The sequence below is a fragment of the Paraburkholderia elongata genome (assembly GCF_013177735.1).
GTDB classification, from domain to species: domain Bacteria; phylum Pseudomonadota; class Gammaproteobacteria; order Burkholderiales; family Burkholderiaceae; genus Paraburkholderia; species Paraburkholderia elongata.
On sequence record NZ_WOEZ01000220.1, the window covers coordinates 16181 to 29236 of the forward strand.

A 13056-nucleotide genomic window follows, 5' to 3' on the forward strand; every position below is an offset into this window, starting at 1 on the left:
CTGGAGAAACCCCTGCGATCTTTCCGTACTTCGCTTGTGTCCTGCGCTTATCGTATGGATAGCTAATCAGTTAGCCGCCATACTCTGCCCAATACCGTTTGCCTCAGTACTTGCGCGTCGGCAGAGTCTGCGCCGCGACGCTCATCGGGAAGACGGTCTCTTCCGTCAGGATGCGCTTGGGCAGCGGCTTGCCGGCGACCACGTCCTTGACCGCCGACATCAGTTGCGGTCCCAGCAGCGGACTGCACTCCACGTCGACGTTCATCTTGCCCGCGGCCATCGCCTGGAAGCCACCCTTGGTCGCATCGAACGAGACGACGGTGATGTCCTTGCCCGGATGCATGCCGGCCTCTTCCATCGCCTGGATGGCGCCAAGCGCCATATCGTCGTTATGCGCATAAACTACATTTATTTTATTTCCATAAGTTTTTATAAATGCTTCCATCACCTGCTTGCCGCCGGCAAGCGTGAAGTCGCCACTTTGCGACGCAATGATCTTGAATTTGGGATCGCTTTTGATCACTTCGATCAGGCCGGAATGCCGGTCGTTGGCAGGCGCAGAACCGACCGTTCCCTGAAGTTCTGCGATGTTGATGGGACCTGGATCATTTTTATAGTGATCGGCCAGCCAATGACCGCCGCGCCGGCCCTCTTCCATGAAGTCCGAGCCGATCATCGTCACGTACAGAGACGTGTCTTTCACGTCGATGTTGCGGTCGGTCAGGATCACCGGAATTTTTGCGGCTTTAGCTTCGCGCAGCACCGGCTCCCAGCCGGATTCGACAACCGGAGAGAACGCGATCACATCGACTTTCTGCGCAATGTACGAGCGGATCGCCTTGATCTGGTTTTCCTGCTTTTGCTGGGCATCGGAGAATTTGAGCTTGATCTTCGCGTCCGCCGCGGCGGACTTCACCGACTCGGTGTTGGCGGTTCGCCATGCGCTTTCGGCGCCGACCTGCGCGAAGCCGAGCGTGATCTGTTTGTCCTGCGCGTAAGCGCCCGGCGTGATCAGCGCCAGCGCACCGATGCTCGAGCAAAGCGCGAGCGCGCCCAACGCACGACATGCGGCGCGTCGTGTATTCGCCATGACTGTCTCCTGATCGTTGTTGTGTGGCGATCCATCGAACCCGCCCGGCGTTGCGGCCCTCACGGTACGTGGATCGTGATGTAGCGTAGTGTCTGGGGCGTTAACCGTCCAATCATATGATTCGCGTCGGCGATACCAATTTCGGTATAGCGGACGGTATCGGCTGTGACGTGGACGTGGGCAATGCTGCGAGGTTCACTCGGGCATCAGCGGCGATGGAGCGTGGCGTTGGAGATGCTTTTTTATGCGCTTAAGTGCTCGACGCAGCATTCGGTCAGACGGTGAGCGGGCTTCGGGCTTCGGGCTTCGGGCTTCGGGCTTCGGGCTTCGGGCTTCGGGCTTCGGGCTTCGGGCTTCGGGCTTCGGGCTTCAGGCCAAGGATTGAACGGCCAACGGCCAACGGCTAGCCAGCAAGCTAGCGGTTTGCCCCGCGCGGGGTCACCCAGCGAAACGTCAGATTGATTCGCTCGCCGGTCACGCGCGGCTCTTTTGGCACACGATGCCGCCAGTCGGCCTGCGTGTTGCCTCTCATCACGAGCAAGCTGCCGCCCTTCAGCGAAAACGACTGCACGACGCCGGTCCGGTTGTGCCGCAAGTCGAAAGTGCGCGCGACGCCCAGGCTGATCGACGCAATCACCGGCTGGACGCCGAGCTCGGGCTCGCGATCCGCGTGCCACCCCATGCTGTCCGTGCCGCTGCGGTAGCGGTTGATCAGCACGCTGTTAAAGCGCGCGTGGCAGCTTGCCTCCGCAGCGGCCCGCAGCTCGGTAACGGTCGGGGTCCACCGTTGCGGTACGTTGCGAATTCCGGAGTAAACGTAGACCGCGTCCGGCTCGCCCTGCCAGGCAGTCAGCCGCGGCAGCGGCACACGGCCGGCAGGCGTGCCCATCATGTCCTGACGCCATTCCACCTCGCCGATGAGTTGCGTCAAAGCCCGCGCCGCGGCCTCGGGCGCGAGCCACTCGGGATACCAGTCCACGTCGGGCGCCGGAAGGTCATCGAAAAGGTCCGCCATGAGATTGCCTGAACGCGATTGCGCACGCGGCACGTGCGCGAGTGAAAACTCTGGCTATTATGGCGGCAACGACGACGACGCTCACGCCTGTGGCTTGCGCTGTCATCCGTCGCTGCCATCTACTTTTCTCACCCTGCTACTTCAACGGATTTCCATCATGATTCTTTCCGATCAGGCGCTCGATCAGCTGTTTCGCGAAGCGCGCACTCATAACGGCTGGCAGGCCAAACCGGTCGACGACGCCGTGCTCAAACAACTCACCGAACTCGTCCTGCTCGGGCCGACCTCGGCCAATTCGAGCCCCGGCCGCTTCGTCTACGTGAAAACGCCTGAAGGCAAAGAGAAGCTGCGTCCGGCCTTGTCGCCGGGCAATCTCGAGAAGACGATGGCGGCGCCGGTCACGGTGATCGTCGCGATGGACATGGCGTTTTACGAACATCTGCCGAAACTGTTTCCGCATGCCGACGCGCGCAGCTGGTTCGCGGGCAACGACAAGGCGATCGCGGATACGGCCTTTCGCAATTCGACGCTGCAAGGCGGCTATCTGATTCTCGCGGCCCGCGCGCTCGGTCTGGACACGGGTGCGATGTCGGGATTCGACGCCGCCAAGGTCGACGAGGCCTTCTTCACTGGCACGACTGTGAAGTCGAACTTCCTGATCAATCTGGGCTATGGCGACCCGTCGAAGCTGTTCCCGCGCAGTCCGCGCTTTTCCTTCGACGAAGCCGCCCGAATCGTCTGACAGGCCTTTGGCCGCCGGTGCGTTTAACTGAAGAGCGCTACGTAGAAGACCACCGCGCCGATCACCGCACCGATAAAGCAAAAGCCTTCATTGGCGTCGTCGCCATTGGAACGCAACCACGCGCCGACGACGCCGAACAGCCCTGCGATGCCGAGCGCAACACATACCATCACCACGTCGAATAACGCGCTTTTGCCCAGCTCGGAGAAGTCGATATCGCGCACGCCGAAGTACAGGGCGAGCGCCATCAACGATATGCCCACCAGCGGCAGCATGACGTGGCTGCCCTCTCGTCCGACGTGATGCCCATGAAGTACGTGGCGCGCGTGATTGCCTGATCCAAGCAGTTTCATGATGCGTCTCCTGCCTTGCTCTCTACCGACGACAACCGAACCACCGCCGGGCCGAAGAGGTCCTCGGATAAGCCGGTTCTATTTGAGAATAGTCCACGCGAAACACAATTCAAAGCCCATTTAATTAGAGTGTCGCAGCAGTCCAGACGGGCGGCATGCGGCAACGTGAATTGCTGCAGTGCGATACCTGCCTGGCGCGTTAAACACGGACGTGCACGGACTTGGTCGGCCGCTCTTGGGAGCAAATCTGGCGTCGTCGGCAAGGGGGTCCACATCTCGGTAGAATGATTCGTCTCGTCCGCTATTTCATGATTGCGGTTGGCGAGCTGCCGCCGTTGCTCCGCTCCTGTCGGCCCCTTCCCGCCTCTATCTTCTCTATGCGCCGCTCATCGTTTCTTGTTCGCTTCATCCTGATTGGCATCCTGCTGCATATCTACGTCGGCTTCCGTCTGATTCCCGACATGCCGGTCAGTGCCGCCGGCCGGTGGCTATGCGCGTTGTGGCTGGTGCTGTCGATCTTTCTGATACCGCTTGGCATGCTGGCGCGCACCATCAAACAGCAGCCGCTCAGCGACCGTCTCGCGTGGGTCGGACTGCTGGCGATGGGCTTCTTCTCGTCGCTGCTGGTTCTGACGTTCGCGCGTGACCTGGCGCTCGCCTCGCTGCTCACCGTCGACGAAATCTGGCCTAAGACAATTGCAATCGCGCACTGGCGCATCGGCTCTGCGGCAGCGGTACCGTTGCTTGCGCTGCTCTCGACACTCGTCGGCCTGTTCAACGCACGGCGCCGCGCCAAGGTGGTGACGATCGAAGTGCCGATTGACGATTTGCCGGCCGCACTCGACGGCTTCACGATCGTCCAGATCAGCGATATCCACGTCGGCCCGACCATCAAAGGCCGTTATGTGGACGCGATCGTCGACGCGGTGAATCGTCTGAAACCGGATCTGATTGCCGTCACCGGCGATGTGGTAGACGGCAGCGTGCCGCAACTGACCCGGCACACGCAGCCCCTGTCGCGGCTTAGTGCGCGTCACGGCGCGTTCCTCGTGACCGGCAACCACGAGTATTACGCCGGTGCGAACGCCTGGATCGACGAATTCCGGCGCCTGGGGTTGAACGTTCTGCTTAACGAGCATGTGATCGTGGAACACGACGGCGCGCGCGCCGTGATTGCCGGGGTGACTGATTACTCAGCGGGCCATCATGATCCGTTGCATCGCAGCGACCCGGTTGCGGCCCTCGCCGGCGCCCCTGGCGACGTGCTGATCAAAGTACTGCTCGCTCACCAGCCGCGCTCTGCCGAAGCAGCCGCAGCAGCCGGTTTTACGCTGCAGCTATCCGGTCACACGCACGGCGGCCAGTTCTTCCCATGGAATTTCTTTGTGCGGTTTCAGCAGCCGTTCACAGCTGGTCTCGCACGGCTGAACGGCCTGTGGGTCTACACGAGTCGCGGCACCGGTTATTGGGGACCGCCGAAGCGCCTGGGGGCACCCTCGGAGATCACGCGATTGCGCCTCGTGCCCGGCGAGCCCGACTGAAGCGTCGACCCACGCGCCAAATATCACCGCGCCGAAGTCATATTGGATTGCTCGAAAAAAAGCGCGGATGTCCGCAAAAGACATCCGCGCTCCGGTGCTGACGCGCCGCTTCAGCTAATTTGACTTACTGCGCAGGCGCCACGGCCACGCTGACCTGCGGTGCGTACGCCACCGACACTTGCATACCCGGCGTCACGCCAGCGACCTTTGCCGGTTCGCGGCCCTGGATATGAAACACCGCGCCATTCGGGCCCTTCAGGGCCATGATGCCGGACGCGTGATCGATGGTCTGAACTTCGGCGCTCACGTTGTGTACAGTGTTCTGCTGCGCCGGTTGTGCAACCGTGCCGTGGCCGTCGGCACCACGCGTCACGCTGACCATGGCGTTGCGCATCATCCGGATGTGGACCTTGCCACCCTGCTTGATCTGCGTCAGGTTGCTCGTATCGGTGATGTTGAACGAAGCCTCTCCGCCCTGTGCGTCGATCACGGTCACCGAATGTTTAGCCTGGTCGACCGACTTCACGACACCATCTGCCTGCAGCGTGCTGCTGCCTTCAAACGGCGCAGGCAGACCGGCGGCAAACGACACGAGCGGAGTTGCAGCAATCAATGCACCGGCAATGATGCCAAGAGCTTTTTCTTTCATACATTCCTCAATTGGGTGAACAGCGGAAAAGAGACGACGTTGTGCGGATCGGATGCGCCTGGCATGACACAAGGACAAGCGAAAAATTTCTGGGCGAAACCGTGAGAGCCGTGAAAAGCGAAACGCGGATTGAGCGCCAAAACCGCACGACGTGTTTCGAAGTGTGCAAACAGTGTGTTTTCCGGGATGGACGCCGTCAATATTCGGAGTCCGTATTTATGCAAGGAAAATTCCGAGCTTGCCGTGGAAAATTCCGCAAGCGCCCGACAATTCATTCCGCCACCCTGCCTCATCCCGACTTGACTTAACTTTGCAGAGCTGCCTAAAATTCGCCCAATTCATTTAACCGGAATCACGATCTTGGACAGTAGCAGTAGTACCAGTCGAGCTCCGATTCGCCTGATCGCCTGATCAGCAAGATTTCCGCGCCAGCGTTTGCCTGTCGCCGTCTTGCCTTCGGGCCCGACGGTGCACGTCGTATATCCCCTCGTACTGCCAGTGAAGCGCCGCATGGCTCAATGCCTTGCCGATGCTCCATGACTTTACCGCGCGAGCCTCTGGCTCGCTTGCCTCGTCACGCCTGACCGCGGCCGCGTATTCGCGTGTGGATACCTGTGGCTGTCACGCGTAAGGTTCACACTGTGCGAACACGCGCCTCAACCTTTCTTACCGATGACAATTGAATTCGTCTTGCGGCTCCTTGCCGCCTTCAGCTGCGGCGTCGCAATCGGCCTCGAACGGCAGATGCGCCAGCGCAACGCCGGCCTGCGCACCATTACGCTGGTTGCCAGCGGCGCGTGCCTGTTCGTCACGCTCGGCGTGCTGACCGGCAACGGCACCGCCGGCATCACGCAGATTGCCGCGTATGTCGTATCCGGCGTTGGCTTTCTCGGCGGCGGTGTGATCATGCGTGACAAGGGCTCCATTCAGGGGATCAACACCGCCGCGACCTTATGGTGCTCTGCGGCGGTCGGCGTATTGTGCGGTGCGGGGCATTACGGCCCGGCGCTCGCCGGCACCGCGGTCGTGCTGCTGACCAATACGGTGCTGCGTGAAGTGAGCCGCACGATCAACGCGACACCTGTTTCGAACGCCGACCTGGTACGCGAGTATGTGCTGACAATCGTATGCCGGGAGGCTGACGAGATTCACATTCGTACCGCGGTATCCAACTCGATGTATTCGGCGCCGCTGTCGTTCCAGAGCCTGACGAGCGAAGACGTCGACGACAATACGGGACGCATTCGCGTTACGGCAACCTTAAAACTGCATCCGAAAGATCAGCCGAAGCTCGAACAGATGGCGAGCCGCATCAGCATGGAAAAGAGCGTATCGAGCGTCAGCTGGACAGCCAAAGAAGCAGAACCGACACCGGAGTGAGTCATCATGCGTAAGCTCCCCATATTCGCGCGCATCGTCTACACTTAGCCTGCAATAGATTTATACAATGTTAATTCCGCGTCCTGAATATGGACTGTCCCATAACCTTCGACTAAGCTCTGTCACCGTGAATTTTTCACACTCAACTATGGAGTCTCGATTATGGAACACGGCATCATTGCATGGCTCATCATCGGCGCAATCGCCGGCTGGCTGGCTGGCGTGCTCGTCAAGGGCGGCGGCTTTGGCCTGATCGTCGACATCATCGTCGGGATTGTCGGCGCATTCATCGGCGGCTGGCTTGCCGGTGTGCTGCACATTTCGCTCGGTGGCGGCTGGATCGGTTCGATCATTACCGCTGTGATCGGCGCCGTCATTCTGCTCTTTCTTATCCGGCTCGTCCGGCGCGGTACCTGAGCACAGCATCTGATGTCTTACGGCGTCAGGGGCGAATGCCACCTGACGCCGGCTTTATTTAGAGTTTAGAGAAGCGCCTCCACTGCCGGCAACATCGAGCCGGTGTCACGCAGCCGCGTATGCCAGACAAAAGCCTGGTCCAACCGATGCGGCGTTTGCCCACCCCATTGCAAGGCGTCCCGATAGTAGTCGCGAAGCAGATCGCGATAGAGCGGATGCGCGCAGTTCTCGATGATCAGCGTAGCGCGTTCCCGCGGCGCCAGTCCGCGCAGATCGGCCAAGCCCTGCTCCGTCACGACTACATCAACATCGTGCTCGTTGTGGTCGCAGTGCGGCACCATCGGCACCACGCTCGAAATACGGCCACCCTTCGCCATCGACTTCGTAGCAAAGATCGCGCATGATGCATTGCGCGCGAAATCGCCCGAGCCACCAATGCCGTTCATCATGTGCGTGCCGCCGACATGCGTGGAATTCACATTGCCGTAAATGTCGAACTCCAATGCGGTATTCAACGCGATCAGACCGAGCCGGCGAATCACTTCAGGATGGTTGCTGACCTCCTGCGGACGCAGCACCAGGCGATCGCGATAGCGCTCGAGTTCGCCGAACACTTGCGCCTGACGCGCGGCGGACAACGTGATCGACGCACCCGAGGCGAACGTTACCTTACCGGCGTCCATCAGATCGAAGGTCGAATCCTGCAGCACTTCTGAGTAAATTTCGAAGGTGTCGAACGGCGAATCGACAAAGCCGGCCAACACTGCATTGGCAATCGTGCCGATGCCCGCCTGCAAGGGCGGCAAGTGCCGTGGCATGCGCCCGCGCGACACTTCGTGCTGAAAAAATTCAATCAGATGGCCGGCGATCAGCTCGGTTTCCGCATCCGCCGGCAGCACTGTAGACGGGCTGTCCGCCTTATCGGTGATCACGATCGCCGCGATTTTGTCTAGCGGGATCTCGATAGCCTGCGTGCCGACACGGTCTTGCGGACGCACGATCGGCAGCGGTTCGCGATTTGGCCTGCGGCCCGGAATCCAGATGTCGTGCAGTCCTTCGAGGGCGAGCGGCTGGGCAAGATTGATTTCGACGATGACCTTGTCGGCCAGGATTGCGAAGCTGGCCGAGTTGCCGACTGAAGTGGTCGGCACAATGCCGCCGGTTTCGGTGATCGCGGCGGCTTCGATAATGGCGACGTCGAGTTTGCCGAGTTGATTTGCGCGCAGCATCTCGACGGTTTCCGACAGATGCTGATCGACGAACATCACTTCGCCGCGATTGATCGCATCGCGCAGGGTCTTGTCGACCTGAAACGGCAAGCGGCGCGCCAACACATGCGCCTCGGTGAGCATGCGATCCACGTCATGACCGAGCGATGCGCCGGTCATCAACGTGATTTGCAGCGGCTTGCCTTCCTGACGGACCCGCTCGGCGAGCGCGACAGGGACAGCTTTGGCGTCGCCCGCGCGCGTAAAGCCGCTGGCGCCGACGTGCATGCCGTCCTGAATCAGAAGCGCCGCCTCGGCGGCTGAAGTGATTTTTCCGCACAGCGCGGAGCAACGAATCCGGTCTTGATACATGAAACTGAGCCTCTCCATAGTCACCAGTCCAGTCTACCGGTGCGCACGTCTGCGGTGTGCTTCGCTCAGTAGCCAGATTGTCGCACCAGCCGCGGCGTCTCGATGGAACGGCGTCGCGGCCAGGCGTTTCGTCGCGTGCAAAAATTCCCGCGACAGGTCCTGCAGGTACTGCGGGTGTTGCTCGTGGCGCTGCTTAGCTGCCGAAGTAGATATTGCAGAAGCTCACAGGCCCGACGCACTCTTCAACTTTGCCATTCGGTGCAACGACGCGGTTTTGCACGGCTACGTTGTTGGCGCGCGGTGCATTCGCTTGCGCGACCTGTTGCTCAGGAGCGGCCGGCGCCGTTTGCGCATAGGCGACTGCAGCGGACAAAGAGCAGGCAATCAGGGCAATCTTCAACACATTCATTTCGTTCTCCAGTACTTACGGTTACGGCCCGTAGGAAGTCCCCTTGGAGGACTGCGGGGCAGTGGTGAAACTATATGACCGCCACCTGCGCAGATAAACGGGGCTGGACGGAAGTGATCTTTCCATCTGGCAGAAGGATCGAGGCGCACGCCCGATCCAATGCGCCTGGGTCAACGCGCATTGAAAGGCGCGTCTTTGTCGAGCAACGCTGTGCGGATGAAGTGAAGGCAACTCAGGATGCGCTGTAGGTCGTGCCGCTTGTCGCGGTCGGCATGAACGTCTTCCAGTACGTCCTGCGCGATCCACGTGGCCGAGCGCACGGATACGAGCGCGCGCTCGAGACCACGCACGTCAGGCCGCTCGAAAAGCCGCGCGAGGTCGTCGCAAGTCTGCGCGAGGCTGCTGCTCCAGCGCGAATGAAGGGCGTGCGCATAGCCGGCATGCGCCACTTCATTGCGCAGATCGATCACGGCGTGCCCTACTTCGAGCGTGACGAGCATCCAGCGCAAGGCATGACGGCGGCGTCGGGAGCGGCGCGTCAGCAGCATGCGCAACTGCGAGGTCAGATCGTGTGTGCTCGACTGAAAGCGCTGATTGAGCCCGGGCAACTCGCCCTTGCACGCGGACACGACTTGCGTGCGCAAATCGGCCTTGATTCTTTCGGTAAGCCACGGCATATCCGCGGGAAACACCACCGCGAAAACGATCGCGGCAAGCAATAGCGACGCCGTGATCGCTATGCCGTTGTTGATCAGCAGATCGGGCGCATACGTGACAACGTTGTCCGGCCCGGCGAGCAGGCAGAAGAACACCGAAAAGCCGATGCCATACCCTGCCGAGAGCTTGCGCGACGCGATGAAGGCGCCGAGTGCAAGCACCGGAGCGAGCATCGCGCAAAGCAACGCAAAACCGTCGATGTTGGGATAAACGTAGCACGTGAAAAGGTAGCCCGTCATGGTCGCCAGCACAGCGCCTACTGCCATCTGCACGGCCATTTTCGATGCGTTCGGCGCGGTCGATGTCAACGCACAGACCAGCGCCGCGCCGATTACCGCCAGACCGCCGCTGGGCCAGTCGGTGACGATCCAGAACCAGCCGGCAATCGCCATGACCGCAGCCGACCTGGCGAAGGTAAACGCGACTACGAAGCCGTTTGTTTTGCTCACGTAGCGGCCGGCGGTGCGCTGCTCGGCCCCCGGCTTGCGCCGCGCCAAAGATGCGTAAGTCTCGGAGTAACGGATCCACTCGTCGACAAACCGATACAGTAATTCTGCGGCCGTATCGAAGTCCGCCAGCGATTCAGCGGGGGCGGCTTCCAGCGGCCGTCTCGTCTCGCGTATGCGCCTTGGCAAGCTCGCCTGAAAGAGCCGCATACGGGCCGCTTTGTGTGACGGATTGACGTCCACGTCCTGGGTGGACGCTAGCAGTGCCGACAGTTCGTCGAAGTACGGCGTGATGGCGTCGACCATCCGGCTCGGGCCGCCGACGCGCAGACGTTTGAGCAACTGGTGCAGCGCATGCAGCCGCGCGCATGCGTCCATGAACTCGCCGTTCAGACGGCCGAGATACTGGCTGCGTGAACGCATGGCCGGATCTTCGAAGGCAGCAAATGTTCGCGTCGCTTCAAAGCCAACGATCTCGTCGACGAGGTCCGCAAAGCGCCGTTCAAATTGGCCACGCTCGATTCCACGACCCAGCACAGCGGCAGCGAACGCAGTAAAATTTGTATATCGAATGTGGAGCGCGCGCCGCAATGCAAGGCTGGAACGCTGCGGCACAATCAGTGCGCTCACCGCGCTAGAACACACGATGCCGACCGCCACCTCCGCTGCGCGCGTGAGCGCCGCCAGAAACAGGTCGTGAGGCGCCGTAACATTCGGGATGCCGATCAGCGCAGCGGTATAACCTGCCAGCACAAAGCCGTACCATCTGAAATGCCGATACCGGACCGCTGCCGCGATACAGGCGCTCACCCAGGCGATCATGCCGAGCATGTACAACTCGGGCTGCTGGACGAACAGCGCCCCGAGCAGCAGCGCGGCGATCGTACCCACCGCGGTGCCGAGAATCCGATAGAAACTCTTGGCGAGCACCATGCCGCTGAACGGCTGCATCAGCACGAACACCGTGGTCATCGCGATTCGCGGCTGCTGCAGATCCAGCAACATGGCAATGCCCAGCGCCAGCAGACCCGCAGTGACCGTTTTCAGCAGATGCAGCCAGATCAACCCGTCGCTGTTCGCCCAGTCACGAATAGCCGGACTGAGCGTTGGCAACATAACGCTCCACTGCCGGCGGGAATCCGCCGTCGGTTTGATCGCATGTTGGCGTTTCATCAGAAAGCAACGCGTCCCGGTTTGTCGCTGAAAGAGGCACCGGTGAACGCTGCGCGCACCGGCAGGCAAGGTGCCGATTGTAGGAGCATGCGTTGCGCGCATTAATAGGACGGGCGCGGAACGTCCCTTCCAGAACGAACAACAATAGGCTTGCGGGACAGGCGGACAATACGGCTTCTGCCGTGAAATAGAAGGTTCGATGGATACGTTACAAAATATGCGAGTGTTCGTGCGCGTGGTCGAAGCCGGTAGTTTTACCGCCGCCGCGCAGTCGCTCAATTCGACGACCGGTGCGATGTCCCGCGCCGTCTCGGAACTCGAAGCTCATCTGCGTACGCGCCTGCTGAACCGGTCGACGCGACGACTCGCGCTCACCACAGCGGGCGAGCGTTATCTGAAGCGATCTCAACAGATCCTTGCAGATGTCGATACGGCGGAAGAAGAAGCAAGTTGCGCGCACGAACGCCCGAGCGGAGCGTTGCGCATGCATAGCTTTGCCAGCATCGGCCAGCATTACGTGCTGCCGGCCATCTCGCGCTATCGCGCGCTTTATCCCGAAGTGACCGTCGAGCTGACGTTGTCGCAGCGAATGCCGGACCTGTTCGAAGGCAGCGCCGACGTCGCTGTGATCGGCGCCTCGACCCTGCCGAACTCCGACCTCGTGTCGCTCCCGCTTGGTACAACTTTCAGCATCCTGTGCGCATCGCCTGCTTACGTGCGCGCTCATGGCGCGCCGCGACAGCCCAGCGACCTCGCGCATCACGAGTGTCTGATCTTGCACACGCCAGCATTTCCGCCCCACGAATGGGTGCTTGACGGCCCCAACGGCAGCGAGATGATGGAAGTGAACGGACCCGTGCAGGTGAATATCGCGGAATCGCTGATCGTCGCGATTCGCGAGGGAATGGGCATTGGTATGGTGCCGCTTTATGCGGCGATCGCCGGGTTGCGTGACGGGACGTTGGTCCGCGTGCTGCCTGAATATACGCTGCAGAAGATGAACGTTTATGCGCTGTATCCGTCACGCAAGTTCATCGATGCGAAGACGCGCACGTGGGTTGAGTTCTTACGTACGCATCTGCCGAAGGTGATTGCACGCGACGAGGCCTTACTTGCGGAGGTTGGCCAGATGGATGCAGTTGATGGCGTGGCGCCTTTGGGAGCGGCCAGCATTGGAGACGGTGACGTCGCTGCGCACTGACGCAGATTTTGAAGCTGAAGAGCGCAGCGCACCATCGCAAAGCCGCGACGCGGATAACGAAGTGGCGAGCCATGTGTGATGGCATCAACGGCTCGCCAGATAGCGGCAATGTTTTTCATGACGCGCCACCCAGAATGGAGGCGCGTTGTCGCGCGGGGTTGCGAACGAGAGTTAAGAGTCCGCGTGCACTCACAACGACGATGACGTTTTTGTGCCCGTTTCTGCGCCGTAAACGCAGAAACCCCACCTTTTCGGGGTGGGGTTTCTGTTGCTGCTGGGGAGCCTGACGATTACCTACTTTCACACGGGAATCCGCACTATCATCGGCGTGGAGTCGTTTCAC

The 13056-nt window shown here is 60.7% G+C and carries 13 protein-coding genes; 5 read left to right on the top strand and 8 right to left on the bottom strand.

Annotated features, from left to right (window positions below):
* Nucleotides 1–103: 103 nt before the first annotated feature.
* Both GNZ13_RS39160 and GNZ13_RS39165 read right to left on the bottom strand, forming a co-directional pair.
* Nucleotides 104–1090 carry an ABC transporter substrate-binding protein gene (locus GNZ13_RS39160; RefSeq protein ID WP_172175227.1) on the bottom strand — a complete coding sequence of 329 codons (987 nt, stop codon included), beginning with the start codon at nt 1088–1090 and terminating at the stop codon, nt 104–106.
* Nucleotides 1091–1505: 415 nt separating this feature from the next.
* Nucleotides 1506–2105 (bottom strand): alpha-ketoglutarate-dependent dioxygenase AlkB family protein, encoded by a 600-nt coding sequence (locus GNZ13_RS39165; RefSeq protein WP_172175229.1) that lies wholly within the window; start codon nt 2103–2105, stop codon nt 1506–1508.
* Between the two features lie 157 nt (nt 2106–2262).
* Here GNZ13_RS39165 and GNZ13_RS39170 point away from each other — a divergent pair, with 157 nt between their 5' ends.
* A complete protein-coding gene (locus GNZ13_RS39170; RefSeq protein ID WP_172175231.1) occupies nt 2263–2847 on the top strand; it encodes a malonic semialdehyde reductase in 585 nt (194 codons plus the stop codon).
* A gap of 23 nt (nt 2848–2870) precedes the next feature.
* Here the strand turns inward: GNZ13_RS39170 and GNZ13_RS39175 are convergent, their stop codons facing one another.
* Nucleotides 2871–3200: a hypothetical protein gene (locus GNZ13_RS39175; protein ID WP_172175233.1), complete on the bottom strand. Its 330-nt coding sequence runs from the start codon at nt 3198–3200 to the stop codon at nt 2871–2873.
* A 377-nt stretch (nt 3201–3577) separates the two neighbouring features.
* Between GNZ13_RS39175 and GNZ13_RS39180 the strand changes: the two genes are divergently transcribed.
* Nucleotides 3578–4741 carry a metallophosphoesterase gene (locus tag GNZ13_RS39180; protein ID WP_172175236.1) on the top strand — a complete coding sequence of 388 codons (1164 nt, stop codon included), beginning with the start codon at nt 3578–3580 and terminating at the stop codon, nt 4739–4741.
* 124 nt (nt 4742–4865) lie between these two features.
* Here GNZ13_RS39180 and GNZ13_RS39185 read toward each other — a convergent pair whose 3' ends face one another.
* Nucleotides 4866–5390: a hypothetical protein gene (locus GNZ13_RS39185; protein WP_172175239.1), complete on the bottom strand. Its 525-nt coding sequence runs from the start codon at nt 5388–5390 to the stop codon at nt 4866–4868.
* Nucleotides 5391–6062: 672 nt separating this feature from the next.
* Between GNZ13_RS39185 and GNZ13_RS39190 the strand changes: the two genes are divergently transcribed.
* Both GNZ13_RS39190 and GNZ13_RS39195 read left to right on the top strand, forming a co-directional pair.
* Complete coding sequence (locus GNZ13_RS39190; RefSeq protein WP_172175242.1) at nt 6063–6770, top strand: MgtC/SapB family protein; 708 nt, start codon at nt 6063–6065, stop codon at nt 6768–6770.
* Between the two features lie 162 nt (nt 6771–6932).
* Entirely contained in the window at nt 6933–7187 is a 255-nt protein-coding gene (locus GNZ13_RS39195; RefSeq protein ID WP_028197420.1) for a GlsB/YeaQ/YmgE family stress response membrane protein, read from the top strand.
* Between the two features lie 65 nt (nt 7188–7252).
* On the opposite strand, the gene GNZ13_RS39200 is transcribed toward GNZ13_RS39195, so the two are convergent.
* The 3 genes from GNZ13_RS39200 to GNZ13_RS39210 all read right to left on the bottom strand — a co-directional run bounded on the left by GNZ13_RS39200 (nt 7253) and on the right by GNZ13_RS39210 (nt 11512).
* Nucleotides 7253–8767, bottom strand: a complete 1515-nt coding sequence (locus GNZ13_RS39200; RefSeq protein WP_172175245.1) for an acetyl-CoA hydrolase/transferase family protein — start codon at nt 8765–8767, stop codon at nt 7253–7255.
* A gap of 193 nt (nt 8768–8960) precedes the next feature.
* Nucleotides 8961–9176, bottom strand: coding sequence for a hypothetical protein (locus tag GNZ13_RS39205; protein WP_172175248.1), 216 nt, complete (start codon nt 9174–9176; stop codon nt 8961–8963).
* Between the two features lie 170 nt (nt 9177–9346).
* Nucleotides 9347–11512, bottom strand: a complete 2166-nt coding sequence (locus GNZ13_RS39210) for an FUSC family protein (RefSeq protein ID WP_172175251.1) — start codon at nt 11510–11512, stop codon at nt 9347–9349.
* Nucleotides 11513–11711: 199 nt separating this feature from the next.
* Here GNZ13_RS39210 and GNZ13_RS39215 point away from each other — a divergent pair, with 199 nt between their 5' ends.
* A complete protein-coding gene (locus tag GNZ13_RS39215) occupies nt 11712–12713 on the top strand; it encodes a LysR family transcriptional regulator (RefSeq protein ID WP_172175254.1) in 1002 nt (333 codons plus the stop codon).
* A gap of 115 nt (nt 12714–12828) precedes the next feature.
* Here GNZ13_RS39215 and GNZ13_RS51760 read toward each other — a convergent pair.
* On the bottom strand, nt 12829–13056 hold a 228-nt coding region (locus GNZ13_RS51760; RefSeq protein WP_216675207.1), incomplete at its 5' end, for a hypothetical protein.

Coding starts and splice junctions, on each gene's coding strand:
- GNZ13_RS39160 (WP_172175227.1), bottom strand. CDS start 1,090: ATGGCGAATACACGACGCGCCGCATGTCGTGCGTTGGGCGCGCTCGCG.
- GNZ13_RS39165 (WP_172175229.1), bottom strand. CDS start 2,105: ATGGCGGACCTTTTCGATGACCTTCCGGCGCCCGACGTGGACTGGTAT.
- GNZ13_RS39170 (WP_172175231.1), top strand. CDS start 2,263: ATGATTCTTTCCGATCAGGCGCTCGATCAGCTGTTTCGCGAAGCGCGC.
- GNZ13_RS39175 (WP_172175233.1), bottom strand. CDS start 3,200: ATGAAACTGCTTGGATCAGGCAATCACGCGCGCCACGTACTTCATGGG.
- GNZ13_RS39180 (WP_172175236.1), top strand. CDS start 3,578: ATGCGCCGCTCATCGTTTCTTGTTCGCTTCATCCTGATTGGCATCCTG.
- GNZ13_RS39185 (WP_172175239.1), bottom strand. CDS start 5,390: ATGAAAGAAAAAGCTCTTGGCATCATTGCCGGTGCATTGATTGCTGCA.
- GNZ13_RS39190 (WP_172175242.1), top strand. CDS start 6,063: ATGACAATTGAATTCGTCTTGCGGCTCCTTGCCGCCTTCAGCTGCGGC.
- GNZ13_RS39195 (WP_028197420.1), top strand. CDS start 6,933: ATGGAACACGGCATCATTGCATGGCTCATCATCGGCGCAATCGCCGGC.
- GNZ13_RS39200 (WP_172175245.1), bottom strand. CDS start 8,767: ATGTATCAAGACCGGATTCGTTGCTCCGCGCTGTGCGGAAAAATCACT.
- GNZ13_RS39205 (WP_172175248.1), bottom strand. CDS start 9,176: ATGAATGTGTTGAAGATTGCCCTGATTGCCTGCTCTTTGTCCGCTGCA.
- GNZ13_RS39210 (WP_172175251.1), bottom strand. CDS start 11,512: ATGAAACGCCAACATGCGATCAAACCGACGGCGGATTCCCGCCGGCAG.
- GNZ13_RS39215 (WP_172175254.1), top strand. CDS start 11,712: ATGGATACGTTACAAAATATGCGAGTGTTCGTGCGCGTGGTCGAAGCC.